This window comes from Candidatus Poriferisodalis sp., from assembly GCF_965215815.1.
Taxonomy (GTDB): domain Bacteria; phylum Actinomycetota; class Acidimicrobiia; order Acidimicrobiales; family Poriferisodalaceae; genus Poriferisodalis.
Genome location: NZ_CBDCEO010000013.1, coordinates 1635229 through 1655313 on the forward strand (window position 1 = coordinate 1635229; position 20085 = coordinate 1655313).

General features: G+C 65.6%; 19 protein-coding genes. 6 read left to right on the top strand and 13 right to left on the bottom strand.

Annotated elements, in window-relative coordinates; translation table 11 throughout:
* The first annotated feature begins 101 nt into the window (after positions 1-101).
* The 4 genes from proX to ACOOHB_RS17420 all read left to right on the top strand — a co-directional run bounded on the left by proX (position 102) and on the right by ACOOHB_RS17420 (position 4573).
* Positions 102-1202, top strand: a complete 1101-nt coding sequence (gene proX / locus ACOOHB_RS17405; RefSeq protein ID WP_420446066.1) for a glycine betaine/L-proline ABC transporter substrate-binding protein ProX — start codon at positions 102-104, stop codon at positions 1200-1202.
* Positions 1203-1391: 189 nt separating this feature from the next.
* Positions 1392-3026 (top strand): hypothetical protein, encoded by a 1635-nt coding sequence (locus ACOOHB_RS17410; protein ID WP_420446067.1) that lies wholly within the window; start codon positions 1392-1394, stop codon positions 3024-3026.
* Positions 3023-3973, top strand: coding sequence for a membrane dipeptidase (locus tag ACOOHB_RS17415; protein WP_420446068.1), 951 nt, complete (start codon positions 3023-3025; stop codon positions 3971-3973). Before ACOOHB_RS17410 ends, ACOOHB_RS17415 begins: the two co-directional genes overlap by 4 nt.
* A gap of 24 nt (positions 3974-3997) precedes the next feature.
* A complete protein-coding gene (locus tag ACOOHB_RS17420) occupies positions 3998-4573 on the top strand; it encodes a hypothetical protein (RefSeq protein WP_420446069.1) in 576 nt (191 codons plus the stop codon).
* Here the strand turns inward: ACOOHB_RS17420 and ACOOHB_RS17425 are convergent.
* Genes ACOOHB_RS17425 through ACOOHB_RS17460 form a run of 8 tightly spaced genes read right to left on the bottom strand, consistent with a single transcriptional unit; the run spans position 4553 to position 13700 of the window.
* The gene (locus ACOOHB_RS17425; protein WP_420446070.1) at positions 4553-5101 is read right to left on the bottom strand and encodes a (2Fe-2S)-binding protein; all 549 of its coding nucleotides are present in this window, start codon (positions 5099-5101) and stop codon (positions 4553-4555) included. The genes ACOOHB_RS17420 and ACOOHB_RS17425 overlap by 21 nt on opposite strands.
* On the bottom strand, positions 5098-5964 hold the full coding sequence (locus tag ACOOHB_RS17430) for an FAD binding domain-containing protein (RefSeq protein ID WP_420446071.1): 867 nt from the start codon (positions 5962-5964) through the stop codon (positions 5098-5100). The genes ACOOHB_RS17425 and ACOOHB_RS17430 overlap by 4 nt, the downstream gene beginning before the upstream one ends.
* Positions 5961-8357 carry a xanthine dehydrogenase family protein molybdopterin-binding subunit gene (locus ACOOHB_RS17435; RefSeq protein ID WP_420446072.1) on the bottom strand — a complete coding sequence of 799 codons (2397 nt, stop codon included), beginning with the start codon at positions 8355-8357 and terminating at the stop codon, positions 5961-5963. The genes ACOOHB_RS17430 and ACOOHB_RS17435 overlap by 4 nt, the downstream gene beginning before the upstream one ends.
* Positions 8354-9523 carry an amidase gene (locus tag ACOOHB_RS17440; RefSeq protein WP_420446073.1) on the bottom strand — a complete coding sequence of 390 codons (1170 nt, stop codon included), beginning with the start codon at positions 9521-9523 and terminating at the stop codon, positions 8354-8356. The genes ACOOHB_RS17435 and ACOOHB_RS17440 overlap by 4 nt, the downstream gene beginning before the upstream one ends.
* The gene (locus ACOOHB_RS17445; RefSeq protein ID WP_420446074.1) at positions 9516-10277 is read right to left on the bottom strand and encodes an SDR family NAD(P)-dependent oxidoreductase; all 762 of its coding nucleotides are present in this window, start codon (positions 10275-10277) and stop codon (positions 9516-9518) included. Before ACOOHB_RS17445 ends, ACOOHB_RS17440 begins: the two co-directional genes overlap by 8 nt.
* Positions 10277-11290, bottom strand: a complete 1014-nt coding sequence (locus ACOOHB_RS17450; RefSeq protein ID WP_420446075.1) for an LLM class flavin-dependent oxidoreductase — start codon at positions 11288-11290, stop codon at positions 10277-10279. The genes ACOOHB_RS17445 and ACOOHB_RS17450 overlap by 1 nt, the downstream gene beginning before the upstream one ends.
* Positions 11287-12081 (bottom strand): alpha/beta fold hydrolase, encoded by a 795-nt coding sequence (locus ACOOHB_RS17455; RefSeq protein ID WP_420446076.1) that lies wholly within the window; start codon positions 12079-12081, stop codon positions 11287-11289. The genes ACOOHB_RS17450 and ACOOHB_RS17455 overlap by 4 nt, the downstream gene beginning before the upstream one ends.
* On the bottom strand, positions 12078-13700 hold the full coding sequence (locus tag ACOOHB_RS17460) for an AMP-binding protein (RefSeq protein ID WP_420446077.1): 1623 nt from the start codon (positions 13698-13700) through the stop codon (positions 12078-12080). Before ACOOHB_RS17460 ends, ACOOHB_RS17455 begins: the two co-directional genes overlap by 4 nt.
* Positions 13701-13922: 222 nt before the next feature.
* On the opposite strand from ACOOHB_RS17460, the gene ACOOHB_RS17465 reads away from it, so the two are divergent.
* Together ACOOHB_RS17465 and ACOOHB_RS17470 are read left to right on the top strand one after the other, a co-directional pair.
* Positions 13923-14540, top strand: coding sequence for a TetR/AcrR family transcriptional regulator (locus ACOOHB_RS17465; RefSeq protein ID WP_420446078.1), 618 nt, complete (start codon positions 13923-13925; stop codon positions 14538-14540).
* A gap of 62 nt (positions 14541-14602) precedes the next feature.
* Complete coding sequence (locus ACOOHB_RS17470; protein ID WP_420446079.1) at positions 14603-14974, top strand: DUF2237 family protein; 372 nt, start codon at positions 14603-14605, stop codon at positions 14972-14974.
* A 78-nt stretch (positions 14975-15052) separates the two neighbouring features.
* On the opposite strand, the gene nagB is transcribed toward ACOOHB_RS17470, so the two are convergent.
* From nagB to ACOOHB_RS17495, 5 genes are read right to left on the bottom strand one after another with little or no spacing between them, the layout of a single operon-like run.
* Positions 15053-15838, bottom strand: coding sequence for a glucosamine-6-phosphate deaminase (nagB, locus tag ACOOHB_RS17475; protein ID WP_420446080.1), 786 nt, complete (start codon positions 15836-15838; stop codon positions 15053-15055).
* A gap of 5 nt (positions 15839-15843) precedes the next feature.
* Positions 15844-17049 (bottom strand): N-acetylglucosamine-6-phosphate deacetylase, encoded by a 1206-nt coding sequence (gene nagA / locus ACOOHB_RS17480; protein WP_420446081.1) that lies wholly within the window; start codon positions 17047-17049, stop codon positions 15844-15846.
* Complete coding sequence (locus ACOOHB_RS17485) at positions 17046-17993, bottom strand: ROK family protein (protein WP_420446082.1); 948 nt, start codon at positions 17991-17993, stop codon at positions 17046-17048. The genes nagA and ACOOHB_RS17485 overlap by 4 nt, the downstream gene beginning before the upstream one ends.
* Positions 17990-19171, bottom strand: a complete 1182-nt coding sequence (locus tag ACOOHB_RS17490) for an ABC transporter ATP-binding protein (RefSeq protein WP_420446083.1) — start codon at positions 19169-19171, stop codon at positions 17990-17992. The genes ACOOHB_RS17485 and ACOOHB_RS17490 overlap by 4 nt, the downstream gene beginning before the upstream one ends.
* Positions 19172-19213: 42 nt before the next feature.
* Positions 19214-20044, bottom strand: a complete 831-nt coding sequence (locus ACOOHB_RS17495; protein WP_420446084.1) for a carbohydrate ABC transporter permease — start codon at positions 20042-20044, stop codon at positions 19214-19216.
* Between the last annotated feature and the right edge of the window lie 41 nt (positions 20045-20085).

Sequence of the window (20085 nt, forward strand, 5' to 3'; positions counted from 1 at the left end):
GGCAGAGTTTGCTCGTTTGCACACAAAAACTAAGGAGACATCGCTATTGCATTATTGGCCCGTTCGGGCTAGGAAGAGACCCGTAACAGGGAGACACACAAATGCACACCAATCGAGGACGACTTCTCATTGTCCTGCTCTTGGCGTTCGGCCTTTTCGCGGCCGCCTGTGGAGATGACATCTCCACGTCCGACGTCGAGCCAGCGGCGACCGAACCCGCAATGACCGAACCCGAAGCAGCGCTGCCCGGTGAGGGCGTGAGCGTCACCATGGCGCGGGGCAACTGGATCGAGACCAATTTCCAGAACTTTGTCATTCAGCAGCTTCTGGAAGAACTCGGCTACGAAGTGAGCGATCCGGAGGAAATCGCGCCGGCGACCTTCTACCCGGCCGTGGCTCAGGGCGACTACGACTTGTGGGGATCTTCGTGGCCGCTCAACCACACTCCCCTGCTCGAAGGCGAGAGCCCCGACGGCGGGACCTTCGGCGATAAGGCTCGTTACATCGGCACGATGATGGCCTCGGGCGCTCTCCAGGGCCTGCTCGTCGACAAGCCCAGTGTCGAGCAGTTCGGATTCTCGACACTCGGGGAACTGCTCGACAATCCTGAAGCGGTCGCTCACTTTGACAGCGACGGCGACGGCAAGGCCGACATCAACGGCTGCGATGACGGCTGGGGTTGCCAGAAGGTCATCAACGACACTCTTGCCAAGAACGGCTGGGATGACCGCGCCGCGCAGGTGTCGGCCACCCACTCGGCGCTGTTTGCGGAATCCCAGGCGAGCTTCACCGGGGGCGGCCCCGTGCTGCAGTACGTGTGGACGCCCACTGCATTCGTCGGCAAGCTCGTGCCAGGCCGAGATGTTCTGTGGCTCGCCATCGAGCCCGCCCAGGCCCTCGAAGGCCAGGACGGGGTCTCCGCGGTCGGCGATGGATGCACCAACGATCCCTGCTCGACAATGTTCACGCCCTCAGACATCGTGGTGACCGCCAACATCGAATTCCTGAACGCCAACCCGGCCGCAGCGTCGCTGCTCAAGAACTTCGAGCTGGATCCGCTGGCGGTTGCCGTCCAGGCCGTCGCCATCGACGCGGGCGCCAACTCCAATGAGCAGATCGCAACTGCGGCCGCCGATTGGATTTCCGCCAACCGCGACGTGATCGATCCGTGGATTGAGGCCGCGCTCGCCGCCGCGAGCTGACCGCAGACGAGGTCGAGCACGCAAGCACAGGGCCGGTCGGGCAAGATCCTCCCACTTCGCCCGACCGGTCCAAAATCATGCGTGAGAATGCACTGGTGAAAGCTGTCCGTGTCTGAGAACCGGCTGCAGGTTGAATTATCTGCGCGACTGTCCCGGTTGCGGCCCGCGCACGTGGTGATGCAGCCGGCGATGATGGGCGCGGCTCGACTGACTCGCTACAGCTTCAGCCGAACCATGCTGCGCCGAGCCTCGCGCGACGGCTGGAAGGCCCGGCGAGTCCGGTTCGACATCGACGGCCGGGGTCACGGCGAAGCGGTGTACGAGGTCGACGCCGGCGGCTACCTGCTCAGCTTCATCGCGTTCACCACGACGATCGACGAGACCGAGCACACCGACCGGGTGATCGCCAATCGGTGGGAGGTCACCGGCGCGCTCGTCGAGGGCGAGCCGACCGGCGAGTTCGCAGCCATGCTCCGTCGCGAGGTCCCCCGCCAAGAGGCAGGTCGATTCGACTCGCGCGTCCTCGTGCTCACGCGCGGCAATCGCAGCGTGCGCTTCTTCGACTATCTCGTGAATGCCCTCGCCGAAGGCGAACAGCCCGACCCTGCACAGGTTGCCGACGCCGGCTACATCCTGCGAAGCACTGCCTTCTACGCCAACGGCAAATACGGGATGCGCTCCTTTGAGGGATACCCCAGCGACCATCCCCTCAAGGTGCCCTACCGAGCCCAGTTCGTGTGCGCATGGATGTTCCGAGAGCTCGGGTACGACCTGGTCGAACACTGTGCCAGTGCCAGAGGGTCAAGCGCCGCAGCGTCCTTCGACCCCGACTGGAGCCGGTACTTCGGGCTCGGCAACGCCACCGGCTTGGGACTGGTGCCCTTTGCGTTCAAACACCCCAGGGTGCTCCACGCGTGGGTTGCCGTTCGAGAGCTGGCACTGGCCGACGTCCGATCGCTGCGGGGCACCCAAGACAGGTTCGCTCGCCTCGAGGCGTGGATCGAGCGGGCGCACCTGCACTTCGTCCACGGGACCGACGACGACTGCCGGCCGTTTCTCAACGCTGTCGAAGTGGCCTCAGCCGTCGAGCGGATCCGCGACGCATTCGAACGCTGCCGGAGCGAGCCCCTGCCTTTCGATGCCCTGTACCGCTGGTCGGAGCGCCAAGATCCCGAGACCACCGAGCTGGTCGTGTCGCTGTTGACCGAACTGCACGACGCCGACGACGACCTGATCGACGACCTGCTCACCGTGGACGAGCACTGCTCACTCGATCCCGGCATGACCGTCGGCAACATGCGAGCCCTGCTGTCTTCACGCTTCGCGTGGCTCAATCAGCTCGACCTCGACGACACATCGGCTGAGAGATGGTGGTGGGTCATCAGCGACAACACCGAGGAGCCACGCCGCACACGCCGAGACCAGCTCGACCCGTCACACCGCGATGTCGCCATCGACGTCGCGCTGCGCCTGTGGCGCCTGCGCGCAGTGCTGGACGGTTACGACAGCATGACGCCGATCCATCGCGTCCTCGACGATCAACCCGATCACCGTCTGGCAGCCGAGCGGCTCAACCTCAGCGACGGCATCTACACCGAACCGCGTGACAACGCCTGCTCTTCGCGCTATCTGCCGCTGCTGCTGCAGCGGTTCCAGCTCGCCACCTACGGCATGGACAACTTCAAGCCCAAGTCGACCGACTGGCTGAGGGTCACGCTGTTCGGGGGCGCTCCGCGCCTCGGCTGTGGGGGAAGAGACATGGACGACAATTGGGTGCTGCCAGCCCGTCCAGGGAGGACCGCCCGTCCAAGGAGGTCCGGGTGATCATCGACGGGCTCCAAATCAACCACTGGTCCCGATCCGTCATCGACGAGGTCAGATCCGGTGGCGTGAACATCGTCCACGCCACTGTGGGGGCATGGGAGGACCTTGCCGGAGCGATGACTCGCATCGGAGACTTCCGCCATCTGTGCCGGCACAACGCCGATGCGATCAGGGTGGTCACCAACGTCGACGAGATGCACCAAGCGGTGGCCGACGACGTGCTCGGCGCGGTCCTTGGCTTCCAGAACAGCTCGATGCTCGGCGACGACCCCGAAATGGCTCAGATCTTCGCCGACGTCGGCGTGCGAGTCGTGCAGCTCACCTACAACATCGCCAACCACCTGGGAGCCAGCTGCTGGGAGCCCAGCGACGGTGGTCTCACCCGCGCCGGGCACCGCATGGTGGCGGCTCTCAACGACGCCGGAGTGCTGATCGACCTGTCCCATGTCGGCAACCGGACGAGCATCGATGCGGTTCACGCATCGGCCCGGCCCGTCGCCGTCACCCATGGGAACCCGCTGTGGTTCTGCGACTCGCCCCGCAACAAGCCAGACGAGGTGCTCGATGCGGTGACGGCGCGCGGCGGCGTGATCGGATGCACGCTCTACCCGCTGTTCATGGGCGGGGCCGACGTTGGGCGGCAGGAGTACTGCGCCATGATCGCCCGGCTGGCCACCCAGGTCGGCGTAGAGCATGTGGCCATCGGCACCGATGCGGTGCTCGGTTGGCAGGACGACGGATTGGGTTGGATGCGCAGCGGGCGCTGGGATCGCCCGGCAGATGCCGGAGCGGTCCCGGACTTTCCCGAATGGCCTGCGTGGTTTCGGGGACCCAGGGACTTCGCATCGCTCGCCGCTGGCATCGACGATGCCGGGTTCTCGCCCGCCGAACGCGACTCCATTCTGGGCGGCAACTGGCTGCGCCTGTTCGGAGAGCTCTTCGGATGACGAACCACCGGGCGAGACGATGACATGAGCACGACCATCACGGTTGCACCACGAGAGATCCACGATCTCGCCTACCGGGCCGGCTGCGTCGCCGGATGCGACGCCGGCACGGCCGAACGCATCGCCCATAACGTCACGTTCTCAGAAATCCATCACGGCGCGGCAGTGCGCGCGTTCTGCGAGGCGCTTGAGACCCATGCTCTCCCGGCTTCGTCGTGGGTGGCTGCGCCCGACGCGCTAGCGGCAGCCGAGCTCGCGGCGCGCAATGACGACATCACATCGACCACATTTGAGCCAGGAGTGCCGCTGGCCGCGATCGCAGGGACGCTTCAGCAGAGTTTGGAGCGGGGCGTGGCTCCCACCCGATTTGACGCCGATGCCCGGGGTGATACGTCGGTGGCCACCATCGAGCTGTGCTTGGTCGACGACGAGGCGGTATCTGCGCGTCGGGCGCTGATCGCCGACGCCCACAACGAGGCGTACCGGCACGGCCTCGCCGTCGAACGGATCTGGTTCAGCAGGCTTGAAGCTGCGGCCGCGACGTACCTGGTTGCCGAGTCCACACTCGACGAAATCGACTCACGGTCCTGCGTCGCCTGATTCGGCCTCGGCAATCGACACGGCCCGTGTTGACGACGACTGCGCGGCGTTCCACGCATGGGTAACCGCGGCCACGATGTTCTGGTAGCCGGTGCACCGGCACAGGTTGCCTGACAGCAATTCGGTGATGCGTTCGGGCTCTCGCCAGTCTTCGGGGTCGACGCTCTCGAGCGTCATCAGGAACCCAGCAGTGCAGAAGCCGCACTGCAAGGCGTGGTGGTCGTGGAACGACTGCTGCATCGGCGAAAGGGAATCCGAGCCCGCGGGGGCGAGGTCCTCGACGGTGCGGATCTCGGCGCCGTCGGCTTGGACGGCAAACATGAGGCAGGACCGCACGGCGTCCCCGTCGACGATCACGGTGCAGGCGCCGCAGTAGCCGTGCTCGCAGCCGACGTGGGTGCCGGTGAGGTTGACGACGTCGCGGATGTAGTCCGACAGCAGCAGCCGGACCGGCACGCGATGCCGGTGGGATCGACCGTTGATCATCACCTCGACGCCGACTTCTGAAACCGCCTCGAGTGTCGTCATGCGGCCCCCTGTTGGGCCAGCACGCCCCTTGCCACTCTTACGACCAACGCCGCTAGCGCTTCGCGGCGATACCGGCCTGAAGCGTGGATGTCGTCGAAAGCGTCGGCGGAGTCCTCCATCGCGGCTTCGATGAGTCCGTCTCCAGGGTGACCGGTTGCCCAGCCCGAGATCGCCGCCTCGGCAGTTGGCAGGCGGGAGGGCATGCCGCCGACACCGAAGCCAACGAGGCGTGCGGAGCGCACTGCACCGGCGTCTGTGTCGACGACCGCGACCAGCCCGGCGATGGCGAAGTCGCCGGCGCGACGGGAGATCTCGTCCACCACGGTCACTGAGCCGGTCGGAGGTGACGGGAATCGCACCTCGGTGACCAGCTCGGCGTCGTCGAGCGCGGTCCAGAAGGGTCCACAGAAGAAGTCGGATGCGGCGACAGAGCGGTGTCCGTCCGGTCCCGCAACTCCGATCACGGCGTCAGTGGCGACTGCGAGGGCGGGCAGCTCGGCAGCTGGGTCGGCGTGGGCGATGCTGCCGCAGACAGTGCCGCGGTTGCGGATCTGCAAGTGCCCCACGTGGCGCAGCGCAGCCCGCAGACCGGGCACGGCCCCCGCGGCGGCGGCGTCGCGCAGCACCTGGCTCTGGGTCGCTGCCGCCCCGACGACCACCCCGTTGTCGTCGGTGTTGACGCCGTCGAGGCCTGCCACGCAACGAATGTCCACCAGCAGCGAAATGTCTGTCAGCCGGAAGTTCATCGTCGGTATCAGGCTCTGGCCGCCCGCCAGCACCCGGCTGGACTCATCGGAGCCGAGAGCCTCGACCGCTTCGGCCAACGTTGCGGGCCGGCAATAGTCAAACGGTGCAGGTTTCACGGGCCTGTGACCGCTGCATCGCCGAAGGCTCCTGCGGCCCGGAGCGCATCGCGGACCGCGACCGGCGTGACAGGACACGCTGTCACGTCGATGTCCCATTCCGACAGGGCGTCGGAGACGGCGCCCGCCACCACCGCAGGCGGGCCGACCGTGCCGCCCTCGCCACAGCCCTTGACCCCCAAGGGATGCTCAGGCGCCGGTGTCTCGATGTGATCGACCTCCATGTGCGGTATTTCCGCACATGTCGGCACGAGGTAGTCCATGAACGATGCAAACCTGGGGGAGGCAGTCTCGGAGTCGTACTGGAAGTGCTCGTACATTGCGCCGGCGATCCCCTGGGCCACACCGCCATGGACCTGGCCCTCCACGATCGCCGGGTTGATAATGGTGCCACAGTCGTGGACCACGATGAAGTCCTCGATGGCCACTTCGCCGGTGCTGATCCGCACGCTGACAGTCCCGATGTGCGTGCCGTTCGACCAACCGGCGGCAGAATTGACTCTGCCGGCGCCATCGCGCTCGTGCTGCAGGTTCTCCGGCTGGAAATGGCCAGACATCTCCAGGCCAGCCTCCATGCCGTCGGGCAAGTCCACTGTGCGGACCCAGGCTGCGGTGGCCACCTCGGCCCAGCTCACCGAGGGCCGGCTGCTGCCTGCCACCCTGAATGCACCGTCGGTGAGCACCATGTCGGCCTCGGCCGCCTCCAGCATGTGCGCTGCGATCACACGGGCTTTGTCCATCAACCGCTGCGAGGCCATCAGCACCGATCCAGTGAGCATCATCGCTCCGCGGCTGCCCCATGAGCCCAAGCCGTACGGCGATCGCTCGGTGTCGCCCAGCACGACGGTGACGCCGTCGGGCGAGACGCCCAGCGCGTCGGCCGCGAGCTGCGCGGCCGCGGTCTCTGCGCCTTGTCCGAACGCACTGAGCCCGGCTGCGATGCGCACCGAGCCGTCGGGTTCGACCCTCACCGTGGCCGCGTCGCCGCCCGCCCAGTGGCCGGTCGTGAGGAAGTAGCTCGGCGAGGTCGGCTCGATGTAGTTGGCGTAGCCCACACCGACTCGTACATCGGGATCGTCGGCGTGGGCTGATCGTGCCCGCGCCAGTGCGGGCTCGGCCAGCTCCAAAGCCCGCTCGAAGCACTCCGTGTGCGAGCCGGAGTCGACGCGCCCGCCGCCGTGCATGACATAGGGCAACTGCGGGCGACGCAGCAGCATCCTCCGGCGCAGCTCCACCCGGTCGGTCCCGGTCAGCCGGGCCACCCGGTCGATGATGCGTTCCATCACGAAGGTGCTCTCGGGAACCCCGAATCCGCGGTAGGCGCCAGAAGGGGTCTTGTTGGTCACCGCCGCGACAGTGCGCGTCGCCACGTTGGCGAGGTCATAGCTCCCGCTCAAGCAGGCGTTGGTGACGAAAACCGGTGACACGCCGGGCATGAAGATCTCGCCCGAGCCGAGGTCGAGGGTGGACGTGCAGCGCACGGCTCGGATCGTGCCGTCATCGTCGTAGGCGGCCTCCACCTCGTGGCGCTGCTCGCGGGCGTGCACCGACGCCACGAGGCTCTCCATGCGGTCCTCTATCCAACGGACGGGCTGGCCGAGCGTCAAAGCGATCCAAGGCACCACCACGTCCTCGGGATAGATGTGGGTCTTGACGCCGAATCCTCCGCCGATGGCGGGATGGACCACGCGCACCTTTGCCTCGGGCATGCCCAGCGCTTCTGCGATCGTGGTCCGCACGATGTGAGGGCTCTGCGTGGAGGACCAGACCGTGAGCATTCCGTCGGCAGCGTCCGCCACCACGCCCCTCGTCTCCATCGGCAGCCCCGACTGGCGCTGGCTGATGTAGGTATCGGTGAAGGCGTGGTCCGCCTCGACGAATGCCCGGTCCACCTCGGGCCTGTGGACGGCCTGATCCACCGAGCAGTTGTCGACCCAGTGGTCGTACAGCTTCGGCGCGCCCGGCGCGAGAGCCTGGTCGAGATCTGCCACGGTCGGCAGTGGCTCAAACTCCGTTCCGGCGGCCACCAGGTCCGTCGCGTCCTCTGCGATGTAGCGATCGGTGGCCACCACCGCGGCGTACGGGGTGCCGACGTAGCGCACCCTGTCCGAAGCGAGCGGCCGCTGCCCCACCGGGCCGATGTATCCGATGTAGTCAGGGAAGGCATTCACCTCGGCGAGGTCCTGCGCGGTGAACACCGCTATCACGCCGTCGGTGGCCAGTGCGTCTGACGTATCGATCGAGGCGATCCGGGCGTGGGCCTCGGTGCTGCGGACGAAGGCGACCTCTGCCATCCCGGCGATCTTCAGATCCGCGATGTATCGGCTCCGGCCGGTGAGCGGGCCACGGTCCTCGCGCCTTGGCACCGATCGCCCGACGTGACGAGTGCTCACGAGGTTGACCAGCGGGCCGACAAGCGGACCAAGGGACGCACATCCAGTGCGGTTTCGAGTTGCTCGGCGAGCGACAGCAACTCGGCGTCGCCCCCGTGCCGTCCGACGAGCTGAATCGCGACCGGCAGGCCGTCGACGAACCCAACGGGCAGCACCACCGCAGGATGTCCGGAGACGTTGAAGGGCACCGCGAACGGGAAGGCCCCCCACAGCCGGGAAACCGGCTCTCCGGCGACGGCCGTCGGGCGGCAGCCCAGCTCGAAGGCGGTGGTGGCTGTGGCCGGAGTGACGATCACGTCGTAGTCACAGAAGTAGCGGTCCACCCGCTCGCGGTAGCGAGCCAAGGCGGAACGGGCCGCCACCAGTACATCTGGATCGAGCTGCTCGGCCGCCACCAGGGACCGCCGGTGGTACCAGGTCAACTCATGGGGACCACCAAGCAGATGGCCGCGGCGCTCGCCCTCCTCAGCCAGCACGAGCGGACCGAATATCTCCTCCCAGCCCCCGAGGTCCAGTTCGGTGGGGCTCACGTCGTGGCCGCAGGCCGCGAGCTGTGTCACCGCGGTTGCCACCAAATTGCCGACGTCGGCGTCGATCGGGCGACCCTCGGGCTTGGGACACCAGGCGATGCGGCGCGGGCCCACGCCGGCCGAGGCGTCTTGGGTCCCGGTGCCGTCGGCGGACAACACCGAGTGCAGGCGGCGGGCGTCGGCGGTTCGACGAGGGTCGAAGGGATTGGCGGTGTCGGGGCCCAGCAGGTTGTCCGTTGTGGCCGACTGGCAGAACTCCGAGACGTTGGTCTTGCCGACGAACACTGCTCCGGCGCGGCGCAGGCGACGCACTGCACCGGAGTCGTGCCGGGCCACATCGTTGGCGTGGGCCAAACAGCCCAGCGTGGTGACGTGTCCGGAGATGTGGAAGGCGTCCTTGATCGAGACAGGGACACCGGCGAGAGGGCCAGCGTTGCCGCTCCGGTAGGCCGTCTCGGCCGCGGCGGCCTGTTTGCGGGCCAGCTCGGAGGTGGCGAGGACGAAGGCGTGCAGCGTCGGGTTGACCTGGGCTATGCGCGCCTGGGCCAGCTCGGAGACCTCTACCGGTGACAGCGAGCCGCCGCGGTAGGCGTCGACAAGCCGCTGCACCGGCCACCACAGGGGTCCTTCATCCACGAGCCGACACCCCTCCAGAGACGGTGAACACCTCGCCGGTCACATAGCTGGCCTCATCCGACGCCAAGTACGAGACCATGCTCGCGACATCGTCGGGCTGCCCGATGCGGCCCAGGAACGCCTTGTCTGACAGGTAGCTGTCGAAGAACTCTTGCGGGTAGATCCTGCGCAGGAAATCGTTGTAGATCAGACCCGGTGCCACCGCATTGACCCGCACCCCATGGACTCCGTTCTCTGCCGCAGCCACCCGGGTGAGAGCAAGGACGCCAGCCTTGGCCGCGGAATAAGCGGCGCCATGCTCAGTCGACATCTCCCAGGCCGCTATCGACGAGATGTTGATGATCGAGCCGCCGCCTGCGGCGATCATCGCGGCGAGCGCGTAGCGCATGCACACGAACGTGCCGGTCAGATCGACGTCGAGGCAGCGCTGCCAGGTCTCGGTGGACATCTCGGCCACCGGCTCGATCTTCGACCAGCCCGCGTTGTTGACCAGCACATCAAGCCCACCCTTGACGGCCGCTACTTCTGAGATGACGGCCTGCACCTGGGTGTGGTCGGTCACGTCGAGGTGATAGGCGCTCACCTCGCGCCCGACCTCGTCGGCCAGGACGTCGGCGAACTCGCGGCACCGGCGGTCGTGGGCATCGGTGACCACGACGTCCAGCCCGTCGTGAGCGAGCCGTCTCGCCACCGCCGCTCCAATGCCGGCACCGGCGGCCGCGGTCACCAGTGCGACCCGCGGATAGTTCCCCATCAGCTTCCTCCCTCTGCTTCGACGGCGCCGATCACGGTGTCTGCCAGCTGGGCCAGGCGCTGGGTGCGCCCGCCCGACAGCAGAGCGAACGTGATCCGGTCGATGTCGAGCTGCCAGAGTTGACGCAGCCGCTCGACGCACGTGTCGAGGTCTCCCACCAGCGCCACCGACTTGACGAACTCATCGGACACCGTGTGCTTGTGCCCTGCCTGCAGCGAGAGGTGATCGACGAGGCCGTACGCGTCGGCGGCGCGGGCGAATTCGGGACGGAACCTCTCCCATGCGGGCGGCATGCGCTTCCAGGGGTGAAAGGTGGCCGCCTGGCTGGTGGCCCATGCCCTGACGTCGTCGGTGGCACTCGCCTCGTCGTCGCCGATCGACATGGTGACGAACAGGTCGACGGTCAGCTGACCGCGGTCACGTCCGGCGGCCTCCAGCCCCTGGTGGATGTAGTCGAGCTGCCAAGAGCAGAACTCGGGGTCCGCAGCGCCCATGAGCACGGCTCCGTCGCACGTCTCGCCGGCGAGCCGCAACATGGCGGGTTGCGAGACGGCGAGGTAGACGGGAATCTGGCGTTTCGCAGTGGCCAAGCGGACCTGGTTGCCGTCGAGATCGCACGGCTCTCCGCTGAAGAGTCGGCGGAAATCGTCGATCCCCGAGCGCAGATCGCCCAACCTCGACGGCGTGCCTCCGGCGCCGAGCACGGCTGACCAGCCCGCGCCGAGGCCGAGCACAGCGCGGCCATGGGAGAGTTCGTCGAGCGCGGCGGTGGCATTGGCGGTCACTGTGGGGTGGCGGGTCACGAGGTTGGTGACGCCCGCCCCGATGAGCACGTTCTCGGTTGACAGCGCGGCCAGGTTCATCGCCGCGTACACGTCCTTCATGCCGAGCTGGAAGTCGATGTACCACAGCGCCTCGAAACCTCTTTCGTCGATGTCGCGGGCCAGTTCGGCCGTGCGGCTCAAGGGCTCGCGGGGGCTGACACCCAAGGAGATGCCGTAGCGGCGCCTCATGGAAGTCCCCTCTCACCCAAGAGCTGGGCGATCAGCTTGCCGTAGGCGTCGGGTTGGTCGACGGAGACAAGATGACCGGCCCCGGCCACCTCGTGGTACCGGCAGTCGTCGACGCCCTCGACGATGATGTCGGATGCCCGGCGCGGGCAGAAGACATCGCCCGATGCCCCGATGATGTCGACGGGGACTTCGATCTGCGCCAGCAGAGGATTCAGCGGCTCGGAGCGAATCCCGATCATCGCTCGGGCCGCGTTGATGTAACCGTGGCCGTAACCGACGGCGTCTATCCGCCGGGAGGTCACAGCGTCGATGTCGGCCGCGGTGACGATCTGGCGGGCCGTGTCGTCGCGCAGGCCAGCGACGAAGCCGTCCATGTCGCGGGCTTCAAGCTGGGCGATTCGGCCTTCGAAGAACTCGGCCGCGGCGCCGCCGACCACCGACGACGTGGCCGCCACGATCAGGTGGCCGATCAGGGTTGGGTGAACGGTCGCAGCCTTGAGCCCGATGGTGCCGCCCAGCGAGTAGCCGACGACGGCGGCAGGACCGGTCACGGCGCTCAGGAACGCCGCCAGGTCGTCGCTCAGCTGCGACAGGGTGCCAGCGCCGTGCCCGGGGGTTGTTCGACCGTGTCCCCGCAGGTCGACTGAGTAGGCGGTGAACTCGCCGAAATGGGCCGCGACTGCGTCCCAGGAGCGATGGTCCTCGGCCAGCCCATGCAGGAGCACTACCGGCGGCCCCGAGCCTTGGCGCCGGTAGTTGACCACTATGTCGTTCAGTTCGACGGTGCTCATTGGCCCGCGCCCCGGTTCGAGCCTGCGCCGCCGACGCCGGCTGCGGCAGTCAGGGAGGAGGCTCTGACGAGTTCATCGCGGAGCTGCTGTTTGCGTATCTTGCCTGCGGCTGTTCGTGGGAAGTGATCGACCTGCATCAGCCGTTCGGGCCAGTACCGCTGCGGCAGGCCCTGCTCAGCGCAGAACGCGAGGACATCGTCGAGATCGAGAGGAGCGCCGGCCTGCACGACCGCGCAGATGCGCTCGCCGAGACGTTCGTCGGGCCACCCGATCACGGCCACGCCGACCACGTCAGGATGGGCGGCGATCGCGTTCTCGGTCTCGACGGGAGAGATGTTCACGGCCCCGCGGATGATCAGGTCCTTGTGCCGTCCCGTGATCGAGACGTAGCCGTCGGAATCGATGCGGGCGAGGTCGCCGGTGCGGAAGAACCCGTCGCCGACGATGTGCTCGGCGTACAGCTCGGACTGGCCGTAGTAGCCGTTGAACACGCCGGGCCCGCGCATGACGAGCTCGCCAGCCCCCGAGGCCTGCAGCCCCATGTCGGCGTCGAGGGTTCGAAGTTCCAGCCCGGGCAGCCCGACCCCAACCGTGTTCTCGACCTGGGTGGGGGTCGAGCCGGCCACACACGTGGTGAGGCCGCCTTCGGTCATGCCCCACAGGGGTGTTACGAACGTGTTCGGCAGCTCGGTTCGGCAGCGCCGGATGAGGGCCGGCGGCACTTGGGCCCCACCGCACAGGAAGCTCCGCAATGGTGCCAGCTTGGGCTCGCGGCCACGCCACCGGGCATTGACGAGATCCAACAGGAACGGGGTCGCAGCCGCAGTGAAGTCGGCGCGGTGGCGGGCCACCAATTCCAGGGCACCGACGGGGTCCCATTCGTCTTGGAGGATGAGCGGTGCGCCCAGAAGCAGCGAAAGGCGGGCGCCGTGAATGGCGCCGACGCTGTGGCCGAGCGGTGACGGCATGAACACAGGCGTGCGATGGTCGAGTCCGAAACGCTCGGCGAACTGCACGTTGAGAGCGGCCAGCGAGTCCTCACTGTGACTGACGGCCTTCGGGGGCCCGGTTGTGCTCGAGGTGAACATCAGGTGTGCGGTGGTATCGGGCACCTCGACGGTCCGGTCTGGGGCGGCCGCCGGGCCGTGCACCGCCAGCAAGGTTCCGTCCGCCGCAGCCACAGCGACCCCGGTGGAGGCCTCGGCTGCGGCTCGCCGGATCACCTCATCCGGGCGCGCCCGCCGGTTCTGGCCGGCGCAGATGACCAAGGCAGGCTGAATCAGATGAAGGATGTGGCGCAGGTGGACCTCGGGTGTGGTGACCGGTGGCGTGGCTGGAACGTGGCCCGCCCTCAAGGTGGCCAGGAACATCACGACCCAAGCCGTGCAGTTGGGCAGATTCATCACCACCACCTGCCTGCCGCCGCCGACTACCGAGCGGATCTTCTCGGTGGCCTCACCGGCCGCGTGCCACAGCTCGGACCGGGACAGGGTGCTGCCGCCACTTACGAGGGCGAGCTCGCCCGGCCCCTCGCTGACGTGCGACTCGAAGCGGTCAACCAGCCGGCGGCCGGTCCACCATCCAGCGAGTCGGTAGCGCTCTGCGACGTCATCGACCACTGCTCTTCACCATTCCCGATATGGCTCGCTCGCCGCAGTTCTGCAGATTCGCGAAACTATCACAAAACCGATATCGCTTTTGTTTAATTGGCGCACGTACGAGACGGTAGGATCGATTCTTGCGGGTGTCCAGGCCTGAGACGACCCGCGAAGCAACCAGCCACACAGGGACCAATCGGGTGCCTCACACCGCAAACTTGTCTTCCGACGACGCAGGCGCCCATGGCCATTGAGCCGACAACGCCTAAGGGTCAACGAACTCGACAGTCGATCCTCGACGCAGCGTCGAAGGTTTTCACCAAGGCCGGCTACGTCGATGCTCGCATGAGCGATGTCGCTGATCAGGCCGGACTCTCCCTTGGCGGCCTGTACAGGTATTTCGAGAACAAGGAGGACCTCTTCGGGAGCGTTATCCGGGACATCCACGAGGAACTCTTCCAGCACAGCCGGTCGTCGACCCCCATCGCCGAGGACCCTGAGACCGCTCTGTTCGAAGCCAACCTCGGGTATCTGCAGCACTACCACGCCAACAGCGGCGTGATGCGAGCCTTCATCGAGGCCACGACCGTGGAAGAGCGCTTCACCACGATCTGGTGGACCATGCGCGAACGCCACGTCGCCCGGTTCGTGCATGCGGTCGAGAACGACGACCGCATCCAGCTCGACGGGTTCGATCCAGCCACGGTGGCCCGCGCAATGGCCTCCCTGGTCGAACAGACCGCTTACACAACGTTCGCCCACGCCGCGCTCAACACGAAGCCGGTGGACGTCGAGACGGTCGCACGCATCGTGACCAGGGCCTGGTACCGCAGCTTCTACGGCGACCCCGCCGCAGCCTGATAGCACCGAACTCGCCGCGACGGCTGCCACAGGATCTTGCGAGACCTGAGAGACTGGGCGCCGTGGCCCACAACGTTCTCGGCAGTGAGCTGCAGCCCTGCTCATATGACCCGCTCACCGGTTGGTTTCGGGATGGCTGCTGCAACACAGACTCCGGCGACCACGGAGTCCACACTGTGTGCGTCGTGATGACCGCTGAGTTCCTCGAGTTCTCCTCAGCGGCTGGCAACGACCTGTCTACGCCGCAGCCGGCGGGCGGCTTCGGTGGACTGTCCCCCGGCGATCACTGGTGCCTGTGCGCGGCCCGCTGGACCGAAGCACTCACCGCGGGAGCCGCACCCCAGGTCGTGCTGGAAGCGACCCATGCCCGCACCCTGGAGTGGGCTGACCTCAGCGACCTCGAGGCCCACCGCTTCAGCGGCGACTCAGTCTGATCCGAGCGCCGCGAACATCTTGCGCTGCGTTCTGTGCGCCGCGCCGCGGCAGTGGCAACGCCCGCAGGAACGTCGCTATCAGAAATGTTGCCAAACGGGTTTGTTGCGGTATATCTCGCGGTAGTAGTCGGCATGTCTCAGTTGCTGGCCGGCAGCTTCGTCGACGATGACCGTGGTGTGGGGGTGTAGCTGTAGAGCCGATGCTGGCATCATCGCAGTCACCGGTCCCTCCACAGCCTTGGCGATCGGTTCGCTCTTGGCCTCACCGGTGGCGATCAACACAACATGTCGAGCCTCGAGAATGGTGCCGATGCCCTGGGTGATCCCATGGTGGGGGACCATGTCCGGATCGTTGCCGAAGAATCGGGCATTGTCTTCGCGGGTTGCCGTGGTGAGTGTCTTCAGGCGTGTTCTCGACACCAGCGAGGACGGCGGCTCGTTGAATCCGATATGGCCGTTGCGGCCGATGCCGAGCAGCTGCAAATCGATTCCACCGGCGTTTGCGATGCGCCGCTCGTAGGTCTCTGCCGCCGTGGCGAGATCCGCTGGGGCGCATTGCGGAACGACCAGAGCGTTCGCTGGAACGTCCACCTGGTCGATGAACTCGCGCTCGATAAAGCTTCGGAGCAACTGTGGATGTTCGGGGTCAAGGCCCACGTACTCATCGAGCAGGAACATTCGCGTGCGAGCGAAGCTCACTCGCCCATTGCCGTGACGCTCGATGAGCTCGTGGTAGGTGGGAAGTGGGGAGCTGCCCGTGGCCAGCCCGATGACCGCACGATCGGCGCCCCAGAGCAGACGCTCGAAAGCGTCGGCCGCGATGATCGCAGCCTCCCGGGCGGAACCAGTGATGACGATCTCCATTGCGGTTACGAGACCTTTGCGAGCGATCCTCGGAGACGCTGCTGAGCTGCATCGTCGACGTATGAGACTTGACCACCGCAAATCGTCGCGTGCACCCGGTAGTCATCATCAAGGAGCACGAAGTCGGCGATCGAGCCCGGATCTAGACGCCCGCGGCGGGTCTCGCCGATAATCCCCGCCGGAACGGAGGTTGCGGCCGCTAGAGCTTCGTGCCCGCCACAGCCCGTGAACTCTGCAAGATTGGCCACAGCGTGATTCATGCTCACCACGCTGCCGGCCAGAACACCGTCAGCAGTCCGCACGCTCGCTCCGTCAAAGACGGTGGGAATGCCAGCTAGCCGGTAGGCGCCGGGAGGCTGCCCCATTGCCGCTACCGCATCGGTCACTAGGGCGATGCCATCGGGCCCTCTGGCGTTCCAGGCCGCGGCCACCGCGATGGGTGCTACGTGCACGCCGTCGACGATCACGGTGGCGGTTAGGCGCGAGTCCGCCAAGGCCACGCCGACCAGATTGGGGCGTCGATGCCCGAAAGGGGCCATCGCGTTGAACAGATGGGTGACTGTGCTGACGCCCGCAGTGATGGCCGCCAGCGTCTCGTCGGCGGTAGCTGCCGAGTGGCCGGCGGCGACGACGATGCCTCTGTGGCGGAGTTCACCTATGGCGTCGAGCGCATTGGCCAACTCTGGTGCGATCGTCACCATTGCGACGCCCGCGGAGCGATGCCAGCCGTTGATTACATCGGCGCTGACGCCGGTCAGGTGTTCAGGCGGGTGCACGCCAGCAAGCCGCGTGTTGAGCATCGGACCCTCAAAGTGGGCTCCGAGGGGCTCGGCGCCGCAGTATCCGGTGGGTCGTGCCCGCAACGCCTCCAGCATCGCGCTGTTGAGGCTGCGGGGCCCGGAGATGATCGTCGGGAGGAACGACGTCACTCCGCTGCGGGGCAGCTTGCGCCCCAGTTCCCACACGACCCCCGGGTCGTCCTGGAGGTCATGGCCGTAGCCGCCGTTGATCTGTAGGTCGATCAACCCCGGCGAGACCATAAGCCCAGACGCGTCAATCGTTGCGGTGTCCTCAGGGTCTTTCTGGGACGCGGACGCGACGGAGTCGGCGAGGCTGAGCGCAGTGATGGTGTCGCCATCGAAGGTGAGGGTGAGCGCCTCGAGTCCTGATGTGGTGAGGCATCGTCCTCCGACGATCCTGACCGCGGTCACTCCGACCGACTCCAGCGTGTCAGAGCGGCTGCTCCGATAACGCCGACCGGTTCGGGAGGCTTGAGCATGATTCGATCAGCGAGATTGAGTGCCCGCGTGTATGGAGATCGACTCTGGAGGCGGCGCAGGCCTTGTCGGAGGGCGTCCATGAGCAGCGAGGTGCCGACGTCGGCGACGCCACCGCCGATCACGATGCGGTCGATGTCAAATGTCAGCGCAAGAGTATGGATGGCGCGGGTGAGATGCTCGACGGCACGCCGCAGGATGAGCGTCGCTTTGTCGTCGCCGCGGCCGGCGGCGGCGAAGAGCGCCTCCACCGATGAGTGCCGGCCCGACGGAAGCCACTGACGGGCGAGGGCTGGCCCCGACGCCACTGCCTCGAGACAGCCTTGCAGCCCGCATGCGCATTGCGGTCCGTCGGGATCGGCAAGAAGGTGGCCGATCTCACCGGCAAAGCCGTTTTGGCCTCGGTAGATGCGCCCATCGAGGATCACGCCCGCGCTGACGCCTGTGCCGATGTTCAGATATGCGAGGTCACGAAGGCCGCAATCGTCACGACGGAGGATCTCATAGACGCCCAGGGCCGCCGCGTCGACGTCGTTGGCGATCCAGCAGGGAACCCTGAGGGTGGCTTTCAGACGGGACACGATGTCGAGGGCGTCATCACCGATCCCGAGGTTGAACGCGTGCCGAACCGATCCGGCTGAGCCATCCACAATGCCGGGCAGACCGATCCCGACACCCTTGAGTTGTTGCCCCTCGGACTGCAGCGTGGCGATCGTGTCGATGATGCCCTCCCCGACCTGATCCACTCCCCCAGTCAGTGTCGACACCTTCAGGTCGGAAATAACGTTGAAGTCCTCATCAAAGGAAGCCGCGTGGGTCTTCGTCCCGCCTACATCTACGCCGATCACAACGCCACTGAGCTCCATCGCTTGGCTCACCGGTCCTCGCCAAGACGCAGAGCGCGTCCGGTCGCGGTATCGAACAGGTGCAGGCTCGGCCTGTTGATTGCCAGGTCGATCGTGTCGCCGACGGCTACTTGACTCGTGGGTGACAGGCGGGCCAGGCACAAGGCACCCTCCCTGGGTTCGCCAACCGACGCCTCGGCGAGTTCGGGCGTGTCGATCTCAGCGCCGGCCGCGTCGATGGTGGTGTGGGCAACAAGCTCCGATCCGAGCGCTTCGACCAGATCCACCCGCACCCGAACCGAAGGCCAGTCGGCGTTGTCGCGGGTCCGCTCGACCAGCCACTCGGGGCGAATGCCGACCACAACTTCTTGCCCGTCGATATCGGAGGACTCGTCGCCCTTCGTCTGCTGTTCGGGCAGCGGAAATGAATGAGCGCCAAAGACGACGCGAGCGGCCGTGGTAGTTCGCTCTATCCGACCTTGATAGAGGTTCATCGAGGGCGACCCGATGAAGACCGCAACAAACACGTTGTCAGGGTGATCATAAAGTACCTGAGGCCGGTCCACCTGCTGGAGAACGCCATCGCGCAAGACAGCGACGCGCGAGCCCATAGTCATCGCCTCCACCTGGTCATGGGTCACGTAAACGGTTGTGGTGCCGAGGTTGCGCTGCAGTCTGATGATCTCGGCCCGCATTTGAACTCGGAGTCGGGCGTCGAGATTCGACAGCGGTTCGTCCATCAAGAACGCGGCAGGCTCTCGTACGATGGCACGACCCATGGCTACTCGTTGACGCTGGCCGCCTGACAACACACCGGGTTTGCGATCAAGCAGATCGCTCAACTCCAACATCGCAGCGGTTTCTTCTATCCGTCGAACCGCCTCGACCTTGGGAACTTTGCCCAATCGAAGAGCGTATCCGATGTTCTTTTGCACTGTCATGTGCGGATACAGCGCATAGTTCTGAAACACCATGGCGATGTCACGCTCACGCGGCGTTTCGGAGTTCACTATTCGACCGTCGATTTCGACAACGCCCTCGCTGATGTCTTCGAGGCCTGCGATCATGCGCAGTATCGTGGATTTCCCGCAGCCTGATGGGCCGACAAGAACAAGGAGCTCACCGTCGGCTATGTCAAGGTTCACATCGCTAACGGCCCGGAATCCGTTGGGATATACCTTAGAAACTCCCGACAGTCGCATCTCAGCCATGGAAAGCCCCCATCTGTTCCCGGGTCACAATGGCCTGCATCATCATTTGATGGCACCTTCAGTGAGTCCTCGGAGGAACTGACGTGAGAAAACTATGTAGAGAAGAATAATTGGCACCATCGCAAGTGTCAGAGCCGCGAGCAAAGCGTTCCAATCTCTTTCGAACTGACCGAGGAAAGCCGAAGCGCCCAACGTGACGGTCCTGGTTCCTTCAGACGGCGCTAGGATTAACGGAAACCACAAGTCGTTCCAAACGGGCAACATCGTAAAAACAGCCACCGCCGCCATGCCCGGCCTGACAAGGGGAATGACCAGTCCAAAAACACGATATTCACTGGCACCGTCGACCCGAGCCGCTGACTTGAGCTCGCTCGGCACTTGTCGCATAAATTGGGACATCAAGAACACGCCTAATGGCAGCCCCATCGCTGTGTATACTAAGATAAGCGCCCACAGTGTATTGACGAGATGGAGGCTCACCATCAATTTCAGAATGCTGACGGTACCAAGGCGGATCGGAATCATGATTCCGATAGCCAGGTAGAGAGCTAGCAGAGTGTTACCTTTGAAGTTGTACTCTGCGAGGGCGAATCCCGCCATAGCGGAAAAGAGCACGACCAGAAAAACCGAAGCAACGGTCACTACAAGACTGTTGCGAAAGTAAATATCGAAACGCGAGCCGGTCAATACTGTCTCGTATCCCCCCAAGTCAAAGTTCCCGGGAGACGGAAGCGAGAATGCATCATCGAACACCGCTTTCCGTGATTTCACTGAATTAGCGATGATCAACAAGGTCGGGCCGAGCGCGAGAAAGGTGTAGGACAACAGTACGGCATGAACGCCCCAACGCCCCCAGCGAATAGGTCGCTTCATGTGACGAGTCCTCTGAAGAGGTGCAGAGAACCTAGGTCCAG

Bases quoted from the DNA above. Each gene is read 5' to 3' on its own strand.
- ACOOHB_RS17450 (WP_420446075.1), bottom strand. From the start codon at position 11,290: ATGAGGCGCCGCTACGGCATCTCCTTGGGTGTCAGCCCCCGCGAGCCC.
- proX (WP_420446066.1), top strand. From the start codon at position 102: ATGCACACCAATCGAGGACGACTTCTCATTGTCCTGCTCTTGGCGTTC.
- ACOOHB_RS17425 (WP_420446070.1), bottom strand. From the start codon at position 5,101: ATGACGACACTCGAGGCGGTTTCAGAAGTCGGCGTCGAGGTGATGATC.
- ACOOHB_RS17490 (WP_420446083.1), bottom strand. From the start codon at position 19,171: ATGGCTGAGATGCGACTGTCGGGAGTTTCTAAGGTATATCCCAACGGA.
- ACOOHB_RS17495 (WP_420446084.1), bottom strand. From the start codon at position 20,044: ATGAAGCGACCTATTCGCTGGGGGCGTTGGGGCGTTCATGCCGTACTG.
- ACOOHB_RS17465 (WP_420446078.1), top strand. From the start codon at position 13,923: ATGGCCATTGAGCCGACAACGCCTAAGGGTCAACGAACTCGACAGTCG.
- ACOOHB_RS17445 (WP_420446074.1), bottom strand. From the start codon at position 10,277: ATGGGGAACTATCCGCGGGTCGCACTGGTGACCGCGGCCGCCGGTGCC.
- ACOOHB_RS17420 (WP_420446069.1), top strand. From the start codon at position 3,998: ATGAGCACGACCATCACGGTTGCACCACGAGAGATCCACGATCTCGCC.
- ACOOHB_RS17410 (WP_420446067.1), top strand. From the start codon at position 1,392: ATGATGGGCGCGGCTCGACTGACTCGCTACAGCTTCAGCCGAACCATG.
- ACOOHB_RS17455 (WP_420446076.1), bottom strand. From the start codon at position 12,081: ATGAGCACCGTCGAACTGAACGACATAGTGGTCAACTACCGGCGCCAA.
- nagB (WP_420446080.1), bottom strand. From the start codon at position 15,838: ATGGAGATCGTCATCACTGGTTCCGCCCGGGAGGCTGCGATCATCGCG.